16 protein-coding genes are annotated in these 19,275 nt (G+C 60.0%); 9 read left to right on the top strand and 7 right to left on the bottom strand.

The window, feature by feature from the left end:
• Nucleotides 1–67 precede the first annotated feature (67 nt).
• Entirely contained in the window at nt 68–292 is a 225-nt protein-coding gene (locus ACVW0Y_RS18360) for a DUF3820 family protein (RefSeq protein WP_457440205.1), read from the bottom strand.
• A gap of 399 nt (nt 293–691) precedes the next feature.
• Here ACVW0Y_RS18360 and ACVW0Y_RS18355 point away from each other — a divergent pair, with 399 nt between their 5' ends.
• On the top strand, nt 692–1,399 hold the full coding sequence (locus ACVW0Y_RS18355) for a 4'-phosphopantetheinyl transferase family protein (RefSeq protein WP_457440203.1): 708 nt from the start codon (nt 692–694) through the stop codon (nt 1,397–1,399).
• Between the two features lie 90 nt (nt 1,400–1,489).
• Here ACVW0Y_RS18355 and ACVW0Y_RS18350 read toward each other — a convergent pair whose 3' ends face one another.
• Complete coding sequence (locus ACVW0Y_RS18350) at nt 1,490–3,091, bottom strand: ATP-binding protein (protein ID WP_457440202.1); 1,602 nt, start codon at nt 3,089–3,091, stop codon at nt 1,490–1,492.
• 68 nt (nt 3,092–3,159) lie between these two features.
• Nucleotides 3,160–3,888: a response regulator gene (locus ACVW0Y_RS18345; RefSeq protein ID WP_457440200.1), complete on the bottom strand. Its 729-nt coding sequence runs from the start codon at nt 3,886–3,888 to the stop codon at nt 3,160–3,162.
• 857 nt (nt 3,889–4,745) lie between these two features.
• Here ACVW0Y_RS18345 and ACVW0Y_RS18340 point away from each other — a divergent pair.
• Complete coding sequence (locus ACVW0Y_RS18340; RefSeq protein WP_457440198.1) at nt 4,746–7,655, top strand: ribonucleoside-diphosphate reductase subunit alpha; 2,910 nt, start codon at nt 4,746–4,748, stop codon at nt 7,653–7,655.
• Nucleotides 7,656–8,100: 445 nt separating this feature from the next.
• Nucleotides 8,101–9,348 (top strand): ribonucleotide-diphosphate reductase subunit beta, encoded by a 1,248-nt coding sequence (locus ACVW0Y_RS18335; RefSeq protein WP_457440196.1) that lies wholly within the window; start codon nt 8,101–8,103, stop codon nt 9,346–9,348.
• Between the two features lie 1,081 nt (nt 9,349–10,429).
• Here ACVW0Y_RS18335 and ACVW0Y_RS18330 read toward each other — a convergent pair.
• Together ACVW0Y_RS18330 and ACVW0Y_RS18325 are read right to left on the bottom strand one after the other, a co-directional pair.
• Nucleotides 10,430–11,173: a class I SAM-dependent DNA methyltransferase gene (locus ACVW0Y_RS18330; RefSeq protein ID WP_457440194.1), complete on the bottom strand. Its 744-nt coding sequence runs from the start codon at nt 11,171–11,173 to the stop codon at nt 10,430–10,432.
• A gap of 104 nt (nt 11,174–11,277) precedes the next feature.
• Nucleotides 11,278–11,715: an HIT family protein gene (locus ACVW0Y_RS18325; protein WP_457440193.1), complete on the bottom strand. Its 438-nt coding sequence runs from the start codon at nt 11,713–11,715 to the stop codon at nt 11,278–11,280.
• A 185-nt stretch (nt 11,716–11,900) separates the two neighbouring features.
• Between ACVW0Y_RS18325 and ACVW0Y_RS18320 the strand changes: the two genes are divergently transcribed.
• Together ACVW0Y_RS18320 and ACVW0Y_RS18315 are read left to right on the top strand one after the other, a co-directional pair.
• A complete protein-coding gene (locus ACVW0Y_RS18320) occupies nt 11,901–12,404 on the top strand; it encodes a hypothetical protein (RefSeq protein WP_457440191.1) in 504 nt (167 codons plus the stop codon).
• A gap of 468 nt (nt 12,405–12,872) precedes the next feature.
• Nucleotides 12,873–13,190, top strand: a complete 318-nt coding sequence (locus ACVW0Y_RS18315) for a DUF3077 domain-containing protein (RefSeq protein ID WP_457440189.1) — start codon at nt 12,873–12,875, stop codon at nt 13,188–13,190.
• 140 nt (nt 13,191–13,330) lie between these two features.
• Here ACVW0Y_RS18315 and uraH read toward each other — a convergent pair whose 3' ends face one another.
• Together uraH and ACVW0Y_RS18305 are read right to left on the bottom strand one after the other, a co-directional pair.
• Nucleotides 13,331–13,741 (bottom strand): hydroxyisourate hydrolase, encoded by a 411-nt coding sequence (gene uraH, locus ACVW0Y_RS18310; protein WP_457440188.1) that lies wholly within the window; start codon nt 13,739–13,741, stop codon nt 13,331–13,333.
• A 17-nt stretch (nt 13,742–13,758) separates the two neighbouring features.
• Entirely contained in the window at nt 13,759–14,259 is a 501-nt protein-coding gene (locus ACVW0Y_RS18305; RefSeq protein ID WP_457440186.1) for a GlcG/HbpS family heme-binding protein, read from the bottom strand.
• Nucleotides 14,260–14,396: 137 nt separating this feature from the next.
• On the opposite strand from ACVW0Y_RS18305, the gene ACVW0Y_RS18300 reads away from it, so the two are divergent.
• From ACVW0Y_RS18300 to ACVW0Y_RS18285, 4 genes are all read left to right on the top strand, one after another.
• Entirely contained in the window at nt 14,397–15,068 is a 672-nt protein-coding gene (locus tag ACVW0Y_RS18300) for a heavy metal response regulator transcription factor (protein WP_457440184.1), read from the top strand.
• The gene (locus ACVW0Y_RS18295; RefSeq protein ID WP_457440182.1) at nt 15,065–16,423 is read left to right on the top strand and encodes a heavy metal sensor histidine kinase; all 1,359 of its coding nucleotides are present in this window, start codon (nt 15,065–15,067) and stop codon (nt 16,421–16,423) included. The genes ACVW0Y_RS18300 and ACVW0Y_RS18295 overlap by 4 nt, the downstream gene beginning before the upstream one ends.
• Nucleotides 16,424–16,697: 274 nt before the next feature.
• A complete protein-coding gene (locus ACVW0Y_RS18290) occupies nt 16,698–17,510 on the top strand; it encodes a hypothetical protein (protein ID WP_457440180.1) in 813 nt (270 codons plus the stop codon).
• Between the two features lie 67 nt (nt 17,511–17,577).
• Nucleotides 17,578–19,242, top strand: coding sequence for a hypothetical protein (locus ACVW0Y_RS18285; RefSeq protein ID WP_457440178.1), 1,665 nt, complete (start codon nt 17,578–17,580; stop codon nt 19,240–19,242).
• Nucleotides 19,243–19,275: the final 33 nt, after the last annotated feature.

The raw sequence follows: 19,275 nt of genomic DNA, 5'->3' as shown, positions 1-19,275 counted from the left end.
GCATAGAAGCAAACCGGCATAGTTGCGCAAGGCCGCGGCGTTAGTGGCCTTGGCGGGGGGCGCGCGGTTAGCGCCGAGGGGCTTTGTTGCGCAGTGGCGTCAACAGCTCGCCGAGGCCGTTGTGATCGATCTCCTGCATCAACTGCAGCAACTGACCGATCTCGCCCTTGGGGAAACCTTCGCGGGCAAACCAATTCAGATAAGGCCCCGGCAGATCTGCAATCAACCGGCCCTTGTACTTGCCATAGGGCATCTCGCGGGTGACGAGCAGGAGGAGGTCTTCGGGTTTCATGCTGAGGCCTTGGCGAGAGTTGCTTCGCGGATGGCATAGGGTACAGAAAAAACCAGTACCCGTAGGAGCGGCTTCAGCCGCGAAGCTTTTGCTCTGCCTTTCCCAGCAATCGCGGCTGAAGCCGCTCCTACGGGGCATCACGGTGCGTCGAACTGGCGCGCGGGCAAAAAAAACGGGAGCCCAAACGGGCTCCCGCACTTAAATCAGTGACTAAGGTTTGGTGCCTTGCGCCTCGAAGCGTAAGGGCCAAACTACAACCTCACCTGCGTTCCGAAGAAACGCGGCCGCAGTCTGGCAAATGCGGCGGCGACATTCCGTGTCGCTTTGTTGCCGTTGTGCAAAGAAATGTAAACGCCAGCGACACTGGCCGCCTGTGCCACGACCCGGCAGAATGCCGGCATGTCGACCTATACCCTCCCCGCTTGCTGCGGTCCGCTGGATGATCACTGGCCATTGCCGCAGGCGCTGGCCAATGTGCAATTCATCAGCACGTGCTTCGATCCCGCCCGCCTGGCACCCGACGATTTCGCCCGCAGCCAGATTCCAGCCGCCCATGGCGCGGCCAAACGGCAGGCCGAGTTTCTCGCCGGGCGGGTATCTGCCCGTGAAGCCCTGCGACGTTTGAATGGCAGCGAGGGGGTGCCGGCAGTCGGCGCCGACCGAGCACCGCAATGGCCGGCCGGCGTCAGCGGTTCGATCACCCATGGCAAACACTGGGCCGCCGCCATCGTCGCCCACAGCAGCGACTGGCGTGGCCTGGGCCTGGATGTGGAAAACCTGCTGAGCAGCGAACGCGCCGCGCGCCTGCAAGAAGAAATCCTCACCCCCGCCGAACTGCGCCGCGCCAGCCTGCTGGACCCGGAGCAACTGGGGCTGTTGGTCACCCTGACCTTCTCCCTGAAAGAAAGCCTGTTCAAAGCCCTGTACCCGCTGACCTTGCAGCGCTTCTACTTCGAACATGCCGAAGTGCTGGAGTGGACTAACGCGGGGTTTGCGCGGCTGCGCTTGCTTACCGACCTATCAGACGAGTGGAAAAGCGGCAGTGAGCTGCAGGGGCAGTTTGGCCAGTTTGATGGGCGCCTCTTGAGCCTGATCGCTGTGGTTTAAGCGCTTCGCGGCTGAAGCCGCTCCTACAAGATTGCCCGCCCCGTAGGAGCTGCTTCAGCCGCGATCCCTGCAAACCGCGATTCTTCGTCATTATTGCTTACGCGGCCAAACCAGACTGAAACACGCGCCGCCCAGGGCTTCGCTGCGGCTGATCTGCGCCCGTCCGCCGTGCCAGTAGATAATCCGCCGCACGATGGACAGCCCCAAACCATGCCCGCCCGAGGCGCGGGTGCGGCTGTCGTCCAGGCGCAGAAAGGGGGTGAACAGGCGCTCCCATTCGGCTTCGGGAATACCCGGGCCATCGTCTTCCACGTCCAGCCGGCAGCGCTTCAAACCCACCTGATAGCTTAGGCGCACCCGCGATTCGGCGTGGCGCATGGCGTTGCTCACCAGGTTCTGCACGGCGCGGTGCAGGTAGCGCCATTCGGCTTCCACCAGGGCACCGCTGCCGTCGGCGGCATGGATGCTCGGCCCGCGTTCCACCCGCACGCCGGGGCGCAGCGGGGCCAGTTCGTCGATCACCTGGTCGAGCAACGCGTCCAGGTCGATGGCCTGGAAATTCAGGGCCGGAGCGCCCTGCTCCAGGCGCGCGTAGGTGAGCATCTCGTCCACCAGCTTGTCGAGGTCCTGGATATCGCTGTCCATGCCATCCATATACTTGCGCCGGGCCGCGTCGGTTTGCGCGTCGCCGATCATTTCCAGACCAAAGCGCAAACGCGCCACCGGCGTGCGCAGCTCATGGGACACGGCACGCACCATCTCGCGCTGGATGGTCAGCGAGCGCTGCAGGTCTTCGGCCATGGCATTGAACGCGGCCGCCAGGCGTCCCACCGAATCCGCGCCGCCGGCCGGCACCCGCGACTCCAGCTTGCCGCGGGCAATGCGCGTGGCGGTGTGTTCCAGGCCCAGCAGGCGCTGCTCCAGTTGCCGCACCAGCAGGTAGACGATCAGGCCGATCAGGCTCAGGCCGAGCACGCCGATCAGCACCAACAGCTGCGGCGGATAGGGGTTCATCTGGTACAGCGGGCCGATTTCCAGCACCCAGGGCGTGCCGGTGACGCCGGAAAACACATGGATGGAATCGCCCTCCTTGCCCAACGCCATCACCGTGTCACCTTCATCGATGCGGCGGCGCTGGTCGTCGTCCAGCTCGGCTTGGTCGGGTTTGACCAGACGCAGGTTGAAGCCGAACTCCTTGGCGGCGGCCAGATCTTCCAGGCGCTTGGGTTGCTCGGCGATGGGGAAACGGATCAGCTCGTCGATCAGCAGGTACACCGTGGCGCGCGCCAGCTGTTCGCTGATCTGCTGCACCTCGCCGACCAGCACCAGTTGCTCCTGCTCGCTGAGCAGGCCATAAACCTTGGCGGCATGGGGGCCGGTCTGCTCCACCAGCACCTGGCCATCGAGCAGGCGATTGCGCGCGCGGCTGTCGAGCGTCTGTTCGGCCAGCGGTTGCAGTGACAAGGGGATACCCAACAAACGGCCCCACACCACCACAGCGCGGCGGCGCTCCACCGGGGTCATGGCAGCCAGGTTATCGGTCATCAGGCTGAAGGTGCCGCGCGCCAGACGCTCGCGGTATTGGTCGGAACGCACCTCGTTGAGCAGGTGCAGGCTGAACACCCCGAGCAGGGCCACCAGCACGAAGGCCGCCAGCATGCCGCCATAGATGCGCAGGAAAATCGAGTTCATCTACGGGCGTCCCACTCTTCTATTTATTCACAGCTTCTATTTATAGGTGATCAGCTGGTTATAGGTGATCAGCTGGCCAGCGCTTCGGCGGCTTCGGCGACGAACAGATAGCCCTTGCTGCGCACGGTCTTGATCAGGCGCGGATGCATGGGGTCGTCACCGATTTTCGGGCGGATCCGGGAAATACGTACATCAATGGAGCGGTCGAGGCCGTCGTACTCGATACCGCGCAAGGCGGTGAAGATTTCCTCGCGGGACAGAATGCGCCCGGCGTTGGAGGCCAGCAGCCAGAGCAGATCGAACTCGGCGCTGGTCAGCTCGATACTCTGCTCGCGCAGCCAGGCTTCGCGCATGGCGCTGTCGATCACCAGCACGCCGTACTCCAGGCGCCGCTGCACATCTGCCGTCGCCACCTCGTTATGGCCTTCGCTGCGGCGCAACAGTGCCCGGATTCGGGCCAACAGCACCCGCGGACGCACCGGTTTGCACACATAGTCGTCGGCGCCCATCTCCAGGCCGAGCACCTGGTCCATATCATCGCTGCGCGCGGTGAGCATCAGGATCGGGCCCTGATAGTGACTGCGCACCTTGCGGCAAATGGACAAACCGTCCTCGCCCGGCAGCATCAGGTCGAGCACCACCAGGTCGGGCTGATCACGCAGAATGCGCGCCGCCGCCTGGGCACCATCGGCCTCGATAGCCACCTGCAAACCGTTGCTTTCCAGGTATTCGCGCGTCAGCTCGGCCAGACGCTCGTCGTCTTCGACAATCAGGATTTGCCAGGCTTCTTGCTCCACCACTGTCTCCTACTGCTTGGCCGCAACCGGGAAAGGGCGGCATTGTATCGCCCATGGATTGGGCTGTGGGTATTGATCAAAGCGCATCGCGGCTGAAGCCGCTCCTCCAGGTTGTGCGGTCCGTAGGAGCGGCTTCAGCCGCGATGCTTTTGGCGCGTCGGCGGACTGCACAGCCCATGCCAAACCCGCCATAAAAAACACAACATATAGTGGTAGGGTGAAAAACCGCTCATGTAGGAACAAGGCTCGGCAAACGACCTTTCAACCGGCGACGAGTGGCATAAATCGGTCAATCCCAGTGACCGTGCGGGTTAAGCCAAGTTACCCCAAAGTAACCCACAGCTTTATCCACAGGCTGTGTGTAACAGTTGCCTTGCAATGAGTCGGTGAGCGCTCTATCTTGTATCCCCATCGCGCCAAACACCTACATGTTGGGTTTTGGCCCGCTACCGGACACTACTAGAATGAAACGCCACGGCCCTTTCGACGGCCACCACCGGTAGCAGTGAACGCTCTTTAATTCCCCATTCGCCGCTGCGGCGGTGAATATGAAAACTGGCCCAAATAATGCGTGACGAACGGCCAGCTTTCGGTGTAATGCCCCAGGCACGCACCACTAGGTATTGTGGTTACGTTTTAACCAACGAACTGTAACTTTTTGAGCCAAGGAAGCGCTTGAGCCTTACCCAAACACCCAGCTGTAAGACCTTGCTGCCAGCCCTTCCCGGCGCTGTGTGCAGGGCATCTGGCTGGTAGAAATAGTGGTTATAGAAACACCTGGTCCACAGAAACAATGGAATGAACGGCATCACCGTCCAGTGTCCAAACTTAGATAAATGCAGAACATGGAGACTTTCATGCAGACCGACCTCTCTCGCGAGAACCCGCAGGCCGTAGCGCCGCAAGTGCCTGACACCACTCAGGACCTGAACGCCACTGCCCCTGGCCAGCTGCGCGTGATCAAACGTAACGGCACCGTGGTGCCTTACACCGATGACAAGATCACCGTCGCCATCACCAAAGCGTTTCTCGCCGTAGAGGGTGGCACTGCTGCCGCCTCGTCGCGTATCCATGAAACCGTTGCGCGCCTCACCGAACAGGTCAGCGCCACCTTCAAGCGCCGCATGCCCTCGGGCGGCACCATCCATATCGAAGAAATCCAGGACCAGGTTGAACTGGCCCTGATGCGTGCCGGCGAGCAGAAAGTGGCCCGCGACTACGTGATCTACCGCGACGCCCGCTCCAAAGAGCGCGCCGTGCGTGGCAGCAACGAGCCAGCCCAGCCGCACCCAAGCATTCGTGTAACCCACGCCGACGGCAGCGTTACCCCGCTGGACATGGGCCGCCTGAACACCATCGTCACCGAAGCCTGCGAAGGCCTGGCCGAAGTCGATGGCGACCTGATCCAGCGCGAAACCCTGAAAAACCTCTACGACGGCGTAGCCCAGAGCGACGTCAACACCGCCCTGGTGATGACCGCCCGTACCCTGGTAGAGCGTGAGCCGAACTACTCCTACGTCACCGCACGCCTGCTGATGGACAACATCCGCGCCGAAGGCCTGGGCTTCCTCGGGGTCGCCACCAGCGCTACCCACCACGAGATGGTCGACCTGTACGCCAAGGCACTGCCGGCTTACATCGAGAAAGGCATCGAGTTCGAACTGCTCAACCCGGTATTGCGCGACTTCGACCTGGAAAAACTGGGCAAGGCGATCAACCACGAGCGCGACCAGCAGTTCACCTACCTGGGCCTGCAGACCCTGTACGACCGCTACTTCATCCACAAAGACGGCATCCGCTTCGAACTGCCGCAAGTGTTCTTCATGCGCGTGGCCATGGGCCTGGCGATTGAAGAGAAGCAGAAAGAAGACCGCGCCATCGAGTTCTACAACCTGCTGTCGTCGTTCGACTACATGAGCTCCACCCCTACCCTGTTCAACGCCGGTACCCTGCGTGCACAGCTGAGCTCCTGCTACCTGACCACCGTGCCGGACGACCTGGGCGGCATCTACGACGCCATCCGCGACAACGCCCTGCTGAGCAAATTCGCCGGCGGCCTGGGCAATGACTGGACTCCGGTTCGCTCGCTGGGTGCCTACATCAAAGGCACCAACGGCAAATCCCAAGGCGTTGTGCCCTTCCTGAAAGTGGTCAACGACACCGCCGTAGCCGTTAACCAGGGTGGCAAGCGCAAAGGCGCTGTATGTGCCTACCTGGAAACCTGGCACATGGACATCGAAGAGTTCATCGAGCTGCGTAAAAACACCGGTGACGACCGTCGCCGCACCCACGACATGAACACTGCCAACTGGATTCCAGACCTGTTCATGAAGCGCGTCTTCGACGATGGTCCATGGACCCTGTTCTCGCCAAGCGAAGTACCAGACCTGCACGACCTCACCGGCAAGGCCTTCGAAGAGCGCTACGAGTACTACGAAGCCCTGACCCAGTACGGCGGCAAGATCAAGCTGTTCAAGACCATCCAGGCCAAAGACCTGTGGCGCAAAATGCTCTCCATGCTGTTTGAAACCGGCCACCCATGGCTGACCTTCAAAGACCCGTGCAACCTGCGCAGCCCGCAGCAGCACGTTGGCGTGGTACACAGCTCGAACCTGTGCACCGAAATCACCTTGAACACCAACAAGGACGAAATCGCCGTTTGCAACCTGGGCTCCATCAACCTGCCGAACCACATCGTCGACGGCAAGCTGGACCTGGCCAAACTGCAACGCACCGTGAACACCGCCGTACGCATGCTCGATAACGTTATCGACATCAACTACTACTCGGTGCCGCAAGCGAAGAACTCCAACTTCAAGCACCGTCCGGTCGGTCTGGGCATCATGGGCTTCCAGGACGCTCTGTACCTGCAGCACATCCCGTACGGCTCCGACGCTGCCGTGCAGTTCGCCGACAGCTCGATGGAAGCGGTCAGCTACTACGCCATCCAGGCCTCCTGCGACCTGGCTGACGAGCGTGGTGCCTACGAAACCTTCCAGGGTTCGCTGTGGAGCAAAGGCGTACTGCCGCTCGACTCGCAGCAGATCCTGATCGAAGCCCGTGGCCAGAAGTACATCGACGTGGACCTGAACGAAACCCTCGACTGGGCGCCGGTACGTGCCCGTGTGCAGAAAGGTATTCGTAACTCCAACATCATGGCCATCGCACCGACCGCCACCATCGCCAACATCACTGGCGTGTCGCAGTCGATCGAACCGACCTACCAGAACCTGTATGTGAAATCGAACCTCTCGGGCGAATTCACCGTGATCAACCCGTACCTGGTTCGCGACCTCAAGGCCCGCGGCCTGTGGGACTCGGTCATGATCAACGACCTGAAGTACTACGACGGTTCGGTACAACAGATCGAGCGTATTCCGCAGGAACTGAAAGACCTCTACGCCACCGCGTTCGAAGTCGACACCAAGTGGATCGTGGACGCCGCCAGCCGTCGCCAGAAATGGATCGACCAGGCCCAGTCGCTGAACCTGTACATCGCAGGTGCCAGCGGCAAGAAGCTGGACGTGACCTACCGCATGGCTTGGTACCGTGGCCTGAAAACCACCTACTACCTCCGTGCCCTGGCCGCCACCAGCACCGAAAAATCCACCATCAGCACCAGCAAACTGAACGCCGTGTCGAGCGGTGGTGGCGAAAGCCAGAGCGCCGCGCCAGCCCAATCGGCAGCGCCTGCTCCGGCCGCCGGCCCGGCTCCAGTGCCGAAGGCTTGCGCCATCGACGAGCCGGATTGCGAGGCTTGCCAATAAGGTAAGTGTTCCCCTCGGGAATCTGGGTCCCAGCCTTCGCTGGGACGACGGTAATAGGCCTGAAAACCCCCGTCGTCCCAGCGCAGGCTGGGACCCAGAATCTCAAGCTGGATCGCAGGTAAACGGGGATCGAAAATCCCCTCAGGAATCTGGCTCCCAGCCTTCCCTGGAACGACGGTAACAGGCCTGAAAACCTCCGTCGTCCCAGCGCAGGCTGGGACCCAGAATCTCAAGCCAAACCCAGCGTTTGGCCCAAACACGCTACAAGCACCACGGCTGGGGAGCCGCAAAAAACCCACGAACAACCAACCACCCCGGCAACCCATCGCCAGGGCTGGATAAAACCAAAGGTCGGTCATTGCTTTGTGTGCACGAGCAGCGAACTAGACTGGATACTCACAAGGCCACCCGCCACCGGCGCGCGGCCGCAAGCGGGAGCAAAGATATGCTGAGCTGGGACGAATTCGACAAAGAGGACAGCACCGAAGCCGCTGCCTCCACCACCGCCGCCACCGTCAACGACATGAGCCTCGACAAGCTCAACCAGGTTGGCGGTAACGCCGCCCTCGAAGCCCGCGCCGTAGACGCCAACGACTCCGACGCCGTAGCCCGCGCCAAAGCCTCGCTGAACGACCTCGACATCCAGGAAGGCCTCGACGACCTGGCCGGCACCAGCGCCCGCGTGCACGTCGGCGACAAGCAAATGATCAACGCCCGTGCCGACCTCAACCAACTCGTACCCTTCAAATACGACTGGGCCTGGCAGAAATACCTCGACGGCTGCGCCAACCACTGGATGCCGCAAGAAGTAAACATGAACGCCGACATCGCCCTGTGGAAGAGCAATGACGGCCTCAGCGAAGACGAGCGCCGCATCGTAATGCGCAACCTCGGCTTCTTCTCCACCGCCGACTCCCTGGTTGCCAACAACCTGGTGCTGGCCGTGTACCGCCTGATCACCAACCCCGAATGCCGCCAGTACATCCTGCGCCAGGCCTTCGAAGAGGCGATCCACACCCACGCCTACCAGTACTGCATCGAATCCCTGGGCATGGACGAAGGCGAGATCTTCAACATGTACCACGAGATCCCATCGGTCGCGAAAAAGGCCAGCTGGGGCCTGAAATACACCCGCTCGATTTCCGACCCGAAATTCGAAACCGGCACCCCGGAAACCGACCGCCAATTCCTGCGCAACCTGATCGCCTACTACTGCGTACTGGAAGGCATCTTCTTCTACTGCGGCTTCACCCAGATTCTGTCCATGGGCCGCCGCAACAAAATGACCGGCACCGCCGAGCAGTTCCAATACATCCTGCGCGACGAAAGCATGCACCTGAACTTCGGTATCGACGTGATCAACCAGATCAAAATCGAAAACCCAAGCCTCTGGGATGCCCAGATGAAAGACGAAGCCACCCAGATGATTCTGCAAGGCACCCAACTGGAAATCGAATACGCCCGCGACACCATGCCCCGCGGCGTACTGGGCATGAACGCCGCGATGATGGAGGACTACCTCAAATTTATCGCCAACCGTCGCCTGTCGCAGATCGGCTTGAAAGAAGAGTACCCAGGTACTACTAACCCGTTCCCATGGATGAGCGAGATCATGGACTTGAAGAAAGAGAAGAACTTCTTTGAGACTCGCGTGATCGAGTATCAGACTGGTGGGGCGTTGAGCTGGGATTGATGAGAAACCGTTAAGCACTAACTTACGTATACCGCTTTACCTGAGCATGGATGTTGGGGTAGCGAAATAAAGGCTCCGCTATGCGGGGCTTTTTTATTTCCAGCGAAAATGGTGTTCATAGTGAACAATCTAAAAAAACAAAACATAAAACAATTTAGATATAAAAAACACATGTCCATTAGCGATGACAACTCGCGGATGGAACGGTCTTTTTCAGCTAGAAAACGGAATGGGGGCTGAGTTTGCAAAAAGGGGACCAAACTAGGGAACAGATTTATTAAACAACTCTAAATTGGAGAAGAAAAATAAATCCATCGCCCCTTTAGCTGAAACTTTGAAAACCGACCAGCATTTTTGATGCAATAGCCTATAGCATTCGAACACCACATGGCCACCCGGCCACAAATAGCAGTTAGCCCATGAGATCGCCCACTTGAAAAATACAGTACTAATCGGATGTATTACTTTGCTCTTAACTGGATGTACCTTTACAGGGGCCGATGAAATTGCGCCTGGCCAATATATGATCACTAGCAGTGGAAGCATCTTCAACTCCAGAGAAGGCTTATTGGAAAACATAAACCAGAAAGCCAAAAAAGTTTGCGATGGTAAGCCGTACCATCTTGAAGGTGACACAGGGGCGAATATGGTTGTCTCCATACAAACTCAGATAGGCAGTACGCCAACCACCGTCCTTGGACTCAAAGCCATTTGCGAAGACGCCAGTCAATAACCTGCCTATTCACCAACGTCGCTCTTTGCGCTTTACCACCTCCAATAAGAGAAGGGGACGGATTTATTTCTCTACTCTAAACGTCTTCTTTTGGCCAAGGCTGTGTAAAAACCTTTTGAAAGTCAGCACAGATCAAAACTCGGGCTGGAAAATGCGTTTCTACGCGAAATCCTGATCTTCCGATAAATTTCAGTTTTCGCGTAGACGCGCGAACTTCAATTTTGGCTCAGGGTTTTTACACACTCTGGGCCGTTTGCAGCCAGTCACGTCAGGCAGGAATCGGTCAGAAGTGCTCTTTCGAAAGCATCTATGGAAGCAGGACCGATTCACAATATTGGCGGCCGCCCTTCAAACCTTCACACAAACAAACACCCCATTCCCCGCCACCCCATCCCACTCCACCAACTTCTGATAGTCATGCGCCAACACATGCACCTCAAAGTACGGCGCCAGCAATGCCTGTAACTCCACAAAACTCACCGCCACCATCGGATGCTCGTCATGCCACACCTGGGTTTCGCCCGCCTGTGTGCGTTCAATCCGCAGCTTCAATGACTGCCGCTCCCCTGCCCCCGGGTAATTCCACCCCGAGCTAAACCCGAACTGGCTGCCGTCGTGCGTGGCGGTGTGGGAAACGAACGAGGCGTTGTCGATGGTGTTTTTATCCACCGCGTTAAAGCAGAACACCCCGCCCTCAGCCAAGGCGCTATGCACGCTGGCGATACAGGCCTTTAGGCGCTCGATGCTGCCGCTGTAGTGGATGGAGTAGAGAAAGCAGGTGATCAGATCCACCGGTTTGCCCACGGTGAAGGCGCACATGTCCTGCATGGCGAAGTGCGCTTCGGGGCAGCGCAATGCGGCGCGGTCGAGCATGGGTTGATTGATGTCCAGCCCGGCGCTTTGGTAGCCGGCGTCGATAAAGTGGCGTACGTGGGGGCCGGTGCCGCAGGCGAGGTCGAGGTGGCGGATGCCGCCGTTGCCGAACAGTTGCTGCAGGCGGTGGACGCAGTGGCTTTGTGCGGCGTAGTCGATGTCGGCGCACATCAGGTCGTAGTAGCCGGACAAGTCGGTGTACAGGGCGTTGCCGGGCATGGGGAACTACCGGGGGATTAGCGGGCGCGGATGATAGCCCAGGCCGTGCGGCGCACGGGGGAATTTGCCCGTGCCGCGTGGTTTTTCGGCTTGCCGGTCGTGGCTTAGCTGGAGGCCTGCAACAGCTGCGCAAGCCTTTGCCGCAGGTCGCCGTGCTCGTGTTCTACATAGGGCGGCGCGGCCTTCCAGTCGTAGAACCATACGGGCATTTGGCGTTTGCCTTCGGCCTCGCTGGCGTAGCGCGGGAAGATATGGCAGTGCAGCTCCGGTTCGGAGTTGCCGAGTATTTCGTAGTTGATGCGCAGGGCGCCGGTGGCGTGTAGCAGGGCATCGCCGATGCGCGCCATATCCAGCAGGTAGGTGCTGCGCGCTTGGCCGTCCAGGTCGTTGAGGCTGGGCACTACGGGGTCGGGCAGCAATAGGCAGTAGCCGGGTAGAAACTGTACGTCGCCCATCACCGCCCAACCCGATGGCATGCGGCAGATCACTTTGTCGTTGGTGCCGTTGCGGGCGAGTGCTACCCGTTGTGAGATCAGAGACATGCGGGGTCCTTGGTGCTGTGCCGCGCTGTGTGGCGGGCGGGTGGAAAAGCCGCTTTAGGCAAAGTGGCGCATTGAAGCACGAAGGAAAAAGTTACGGGCAGCCCACAGTTTTCAAGGTTTGACCGGGCCGGATTGGCGCAACTCTGTTCCAATTGGCGATTGCCCTATCTCCCGGAAATACGCCCATGGATATCCGCTTTCTAACCCTCCTCGAGTTCCAAAGCGTGCACTTCTACAAACTCATCACCCTGGTGATTCTGCTGGTCGCCGGCGTGATGTTTCTGCTCGGCCTGCCCGATATGAAGCGCGGCGAACTGATGGTGCTGGCACCGGTGTTGCTGGTTATGGCCTGGCGTTTTGCCGTGGAGTTTTTGCGCCTGAAAAAAGCCGGCCCGGCCTTTGTGCATAACGGTGAGTTGGTGGTTTCCCACGGCGACACCCACCGGCAGATCTCGCTGAGCAATATTCGCTCGGTTAAATCCCAGCACAGTATTTTTCTGGTTCGCCGCTATCGCTCGTGGTCCGAGCACCTGGCGTTTGTGCAGTTCACCTTGAACAACGGCGAGCGCGTTTACAGCCTGGTGGAAAGCGCGGTATTGGAGTTTCCGGCGGGCAAGGCAACCCTGGCAGCGATTCAGGCGGCAGTGCTTGAAGCGAAAAGCCAAAGCCTGGCGGCAGCGGCGCGATAACCCTGTGCGGGTGACGCTACCCAAGATGCTGTAGGCCGCCGGATAGGCGGTTTTCCGTGCCACTACGGCAAGGCCCCGTGGCACGGAGGGCGGGGCGAATTCACTCAATCGTCTTTAGCATTTTACTGGCGCAATGCCTGCGTTGACCCTCTGATCGGCCCTCCCTAACTTCCCTCCTCGGTGCTTAAGAACACCTTCCAGAGCGGTCACCCGCACCCGATAGTTATGCGGCATTTTTTTGCCTGCGGTTCTTCTACGCTTGCAAGAAATCTCGCTATGTCGGGAGTGGGTGAATACAAGACCTGAAAGGGGAATAAGCCCAGCTCGCTCTGGAGAGCTTCTTAAGCTCCCGACACCTAAATCAACGCATTAAGAAAACATTCAGAGGTATACGGAAATGCCAAACCCAAACGCTATATCCCACCGTTTTACCCGCTCTACCCTCCCCACCTTCATGGAGCTACTGCCATGAGCACACCCACTACCGCTGTCACCGACTCGCGTTCCTTCTGCCAGGCCGAGGAGCAGCTGCTGTTCTCGGTGAATGCCGGCATTCCGGTGGACCACGCGATAGAGCACGCCTCCCACCTGCTGCGCTGTATCGAACGCCTGGCCCATTGCCGCAGCATGCCCGAACGGATCGCCCTGCAATACCTGACGGAAATGTGCCGCGCCCTGGTGGATGCCTGCCAGCCGCAAGATCCAGAGTTCCTCGCCCAAGGGAAACGCATGGCCAAGGAGGCCCGCGAAGCCCAGATAAAAGCAGCTGAGCCGGCGGCGGATTGAGGAACAATGGCTGGGCGCGCGAGTTGACGTTGAGCGCCTTTTTCCACACAGGCCCCGCGATGCGGGGCTTTTTGTTGCTGGGAAAAAACAAGGTAGCTTGCCCCGTTCAGCCTCACTGCCTGAGCGGTGCTAGCGGCCTATCAGTTACCGCGATAGGTGGAAAACCCATACGGGCTTAGCAGCAGCGGAATGTGGTAATGCGCAACCGCGCCGTCTACGGCGAAGATCACCGGCACTTCCGGGAAGAAGGTGGCGGCGTTGTGGCTACGGAACCAGTCGCCGGTTTTGAAGGTGACGCGGTAGGTGCCTTTTTCCAGGGTTTTGCCTTCGGGGTACAGGGCCGGAATACGCCCCTGTTCGTTGGTGGTGCCGCTGTTGAGCAGGGCCCAGCTGCTGCCGGTTTGTTGTTCCAGGGTGACCTGTACGTTGGCCGACGGCAGGCCGTCTTGCAGGTTGAGCACATGCACGCTCAGCGGGTTGTCGGCGGCGTGGGCGAGGCTGGCGAAGGTGCTCAGGGCCAGGCTGGCCAGTAGGGTTTGCAGACGTTTCATGGGGTGGACTCCGTCGGTTAGGGCTGGGTGGGTAGGTGTTGGGCGATGGCTTTTACTGCGCAGCTTTCATCGTTGGCGCTGCCGCCTGCGCCGGCTACGCCAATGGCGCCAATCACCTGCTCGCCAACACGCAGCGGCACGCCGCCGCCGAGCAACAGCAGCTCGTTGAGGGTGGTGAGGTTGGTGGCGTCGGGGTTGCTGCGGGCGCGTTCGGCGAGGGTGCTGGTGACGGTTTTGGTGGACAGCGCGGTAAAGGCTTTGCGTTGCGCGGCCAGGGTGTTGTGCGGGCCGACGTTGTCGTCACGTTGCAGCGCCACCAGGTTGCCGCCGCGGTCTACCACGGCGGCCACGGCGGTCTGGCCGAGGGCGTGGCAGTTGGCGAGGGTGCTGCTGAGCAGTTGGTTGGCCAGGGCCAGGGTAACGTCGGCGCGCTGGGCGACGGCAGCGGCTGGCGCGGCAGTGGCGGTGCCGCTTAGGGCCAGGGCGAACAGGGTTAGCGGGGCAAGTTGGCTGAGCATGGTGCAGTCCAGTGGTTGGCAGTGGCGGCCATGGTGCGCGGCCCTGCCCCACAGACCGATTACCCGTGCATTACCAATTTGTAATGGGCCAACGGCGCACAAACGCCTAGCCTTAGGCGCTTGAGGTGGAGGAACCGATGCGCATCCTGTTGGTGGAAGACGAAGTAAAAACGGCCGATTACTTGCGTAAGGGCTTGAGCGAGTCCGGCTACCTGGTGGAGGTGGCGCACGATGGCCTGGACGGCCTGCACCTGGCGCAAGAGCAGGCGTTCGATCTGATCATTCTCGACGTGCAGTTGCCGGGCATCGACGGCTGGCAGCTGCTGCAACTGATCCGCCGCAAACAGCAGACCCCGGTGCTGTTTTTAACCGCCCGCGATGCGGTGGAAGACCGGGTAAAAGGCCTGGAGCTGGGCGCCGACGATTACCTGGTGAAGCCGTTTTCCTATGCCGAGCTGCTGGCGCGCGTGCGTACCTTGCTGCGCCGTGGACCACCGCGGGAGGTGGAGCAGTTTCTGCTGGCCGATCTGCATGTGGACGTGCTGCGCCGCCAGGTCACCCGCCAGGGCCAGCGACTGACGCTGACCAACAAGGAATTTGCCCTGCTGCATTTGCTGCTGAGCCGCGAGGGTGAGGTGTTGTCGCGGGCGCAGATTGCTTCGCAGGTGTGGCAGATGAATTTCGACACCGACACCAATGTGGTCGACGTGGCCATCCGCCGCTTGCGCGCCAAGGTCGATGACCCGTTCCCGGCCAAGCTTATTCATACCGTGCGCGGTATGGGTTACACCCTGGCGGTGCAGCCATGAGGCGCTGGGCGCCGCGGGCATTGAGCCTGCGCCTGGCATTGCTGTTTGCCCTGGTGAGCGCGCTGCTGCTGGGCAGCATTGGGTTTTATCTGTACCACTCGCTGCAGCGCGAAATTGCCTGGCGCGACGACCAGGCGCTGCTGGGCCGGGTGCAGCGCATGCAGGCGATTCTGAGCGACAGCCAGAGCATCGAGGCACTGCGCCAACGGCCACAGCTGTACGAGAACATGCTGGGCAACCGCGACAACCTGCTGTGGGTGCTGGACAGCGCCGGGCAGGTGCTGATCGAGATCAATCCACCCGGTCTGCCCCGCCCTGCTCTGCCCGCCGCCACCCGCACGCAACTGGCCGACGACCCGGCTGGTCAGCCCGTGCGCCTGGCCTGGCAAGACACACAGCGCGGCGAGCAGCGCCTGACGTTGATCGCCGGCAAGCTGCTGACCGAACGCGAACAAATGCTCGCGGCGTATCGGCTCAAGCTGTGGCTGGCGTTGGGCTGCGGCATGCTGCTCGCCTTCGCCCTCGGTTGGCTGGTCAGCCAACGTGCCCTGCGCCCGGTGCGCGAATTGGCGCGGCGCACAGCAGCCATCGACAGCCAGCATCTGCACCTGCGTTTGGACGAGTTTCAGGCCACCGCAGAACTGCAGGCCCTGAGCCTGGCGCTCAACCAGATGTTGGCCCGCCTGGAAAGCGGCTTTGCCCAGCTGTCGCGCTTTTGTGCAGACCTGGCCCATGAAATGCGCACGCCCCTGAGCAACCTGATGGGCCACACCCAGCAAACCTTGCAGCGCGAGCGTTCGGTGACGGAGTACCAGGACTTGCTGGTATCCAACCAGGAGGAATACGAACGCCTGGCGCGCATGATCGACAGCATGCTGTTTCTGGCCCGCACCGAGCAGGCCGCCATCACTCGCCAGACTGTCGACCTGCAGGCGCTGGGCGAACAATTGTGCGAGTACTTCGAGGGCATGGCCGAAGAACGCGACATGCCGTTGCGCAACAACGCCCGAGGCCAGGTGTTGGCCGACCCCGAACTGCTGCGCCGCGCCCTGGCCAACCTGCTGGCCAATGCCCTGCGCTACGGCGAGGCCGGCCAACCGATCAGCCTGGCCACCCAGCAACACGGCGAACGGCTGACACTGAGCGTGCACAACCACGGCCCGGCCATCGCCGCCGAACACATCGCGCAGCTGTTCGAACGCTTTTACCGCTGCGACCCCTCGCGCACCCAACCCGGCGACTCCGGCGGCCTGGGCTTGGCGATTGTGCGCTCGATCATGCAGGCCCATGGCGGTGAAGTGTGGGTGCGCAGTGACGACACGGGCACCTGGTTCACCTTGGTATTTAGCGGGTAGCCGTGAGCAGCGCCTGCTGCTCGATAGATGGGATTCACGACATCGCCGGTGGCGCACCGCCGGCCTTCTGTTGGGTGATAAACCGCTCTCGCTGTGAGGCCGCTGGCAAATCGCCCGACAACGTGAAGAAAACCCGGTATCTGGCCTACCGCCGATATTGATTTTTAGCCACCGTCCCCCCGACACTACAGGCGCTGCGCGGGTGTTCTCACTCCGCGCCCCGAGCACGCCACGTTCCCCACGCGGCGCTGCGTTCTCATGGAGCCGTTGTGTGATGGATCGCGCCCTCCCCGCCTGGCTATTGCTGGGCCTTTGTTTGCTTGCAGGCCGTTGTTTTGCCGAACCGCAGTTGGGCCAGGCGGAGTACGAAACGGCGATCGCTACCCGTGATGCGTTCACTGAACTGATGAAGTTGGGCGTCCTGCCGGACGATGGTGTGCAGTCCAAACTCACGCCCCGCGAGACCCTGAAAAAGCGCCGCGAACTCAATGATCTGCTGGAAAAGTACGAGCTCGAATTGGAAGTGTCAGCCGACCTTGGTTTTCCGCCGGGACTGTTTGCCCATGCTCATATCGACCGGCTTAAAGCGGCGACCGATGCCTGGATACGTGTGTCCGCCAGAGCCAAGGCGTGCGATCAGCTGTACAAGATCACGAAAACCAACTTGCTGGCAGGTAGCCTGGCCTTCGCGGCCTATTGCTCGCGCCTGGACCCGGACAGCCCGTCCCCCACCGATGCCGAGCAGACTGCCATGGCCATGCGGGCCTTACTGGCCAGCCTGCAAAAGCCTGATCAATACAGCAGCTACTACCCGTTGCAGGCCTTCGATCACCCTCAGTGTTTCGACCTGCGCATGACCGATATATACAAACAAGGTAATGCCATGCACGACGACATGGCCCTTCACCCCTTGTTGCTGACGTTGGAAGACACCCAAGCGGAAGCCTATTTGCAACTGGCACTTTATGAAGCCACAAGCGACCCGACCACAGCCAGACAACACCTCGCCCAAGCTGGTGCCAAGGGCTGTGTGGGCCAGGCGTTTGTCGGCCTGCAGGCACAATTGAATGGCAGCGCCGCCCACTGACTATTGGTTTGTTTACACCGCTTTTTGACACTCTCGGCCAGGCCGGACTACCTACAGGGATCGCAGGATGAATGAACGTCGCACGCTAATACTCATGGCCATTTTGTTGGCGCTGGTGGGGGTATTTATTGTCAAACCGTACTTCGAAATCCCGCCCCCCGAAGTGGCCAGCATCTACCCGCCTGCCGAGCCGCTGCTACCCGGTGAGAACGAGATAAAGAGCGTAGAAATTGCACGGGAAGAAGACGGGAATTTGTATGCCACAGTGCACTACTACTTTCGTGGTGGGGTGAGGGAGCCGACCATCCGGGTAGTGGCTGAGAGCCCAGATCCAATGGCCGTACAAATGTGGGCGCAAGGCGATCGGGCACCAATTCAGAAAGGCGATAACACGGTCAAAATCGAAATCCAGCGTCCCTACATGCCCCAAGAAGAGTTCACCAGTAAGAAAGTGGTTGTCTCGTTCTATAACGGCTATGACGGCACGGTTGGGTCGACCACCAAAAAAGAGATCGACTACAACATCGCCTGGATCAGCCAGATGAAGTATGAGAGCGATCGTGCGCTGGCGAAAAAATCCAACGAAGAGCTGTATGCCGAGGCCGTAACGCTGATTGATAAAAGCGAAAACGAGATCACGCTGAGCAACGCCAAACTCAATCTGGAACGGCTGCTGATCAAAGACCCTGCGTTTATACCCGCCTACCCTGAGCTGGCGCGTATCGCGATGAAAACCAACTGGAACGCCGAAGGCCTCAAGCAAGCAGAAGACTATCTGAGCCTGGGGCTGGCGCAGAACCCACGGCATGCCAACTCCCATGTGTTGCTCGGCTATGTGTACACCCATCAGAACAAACTAGAGGCAGCGCAAAAAGAATTTGAAGCCGCCGCCAAAATCGCTACTGACAACCTTTGGCTCTGGAGCAACTGGGGCGAGCTGTACCGCATGCAGGACGAGCAGGACAAAGCCATTGCGATGTATCTCAAGGCCTTAGAGGGTCAGCGCCCTTTCAACACCTATGACCGCGCGCGACTGGACGCTTATCGCAAGCTGCTGGTGATGCTGGACAAAAAGGACAATGTCGCTCAAGCCGAACCACTGTATGTAAAACGTGCCGATGAGTTCAGCGATATGCCGTGTCTGCGTAGTGAGTACGCCGCCTTCATGATCTACAACCATCAGGACTATGAAGGCGCACTCGCACAGGCGCATAAAGCCATGACCAATGGCTGCAACACCGACTGGTCCCGGCAGGTCATGGGCATTGCCTACTATGTGGGCTGGTTGAAGGGCAAAGAGGAACAGCGTGCGGCGTATCTGACCCAGGCAAAACTGCTGTTCCCCACGTCGCCTCAATTGTTGTTCAGGCTCGCGGTGAATGAGCAAACCGCCGAGGTCCTCGACGCATTGGCTAGCCTGTCCATCAACATCGATGTTCGCGATAGCGCAAACCTCAATGCGCTGAGCTATGCGCTGATGCAGAACGACGTCGACGCCGCGCGCCGCTTGATTGGGCACGGTGCCAAACTCAGCGAAATCGTAGGCGAGCAAGAATATCCGGTAGCGATGACCCCGATTTTTTACCAGCACGTTGAGGGGGTGCAGTTGCTGCTGGATGAAGGCATCAATTTGTCCGCCCTCACATTCCGCGGCCAGTCCGCCGTCGACTACGCCGTGAAGTCGCAGAACAGCGACATCATCCGGCTGGTGAAAACCAAGATCAAAACCTGAGCCCGCAGGGGTTGAGCCACATCGCTCAACCCC

The organism is Pseudomonas sp. TE3786 (assembly GCF_054057335.1).
Note: the sequence above shows the minus strand (reverse complement) of the source record. Positions and strands in the feature narration are given on the sequence as shown.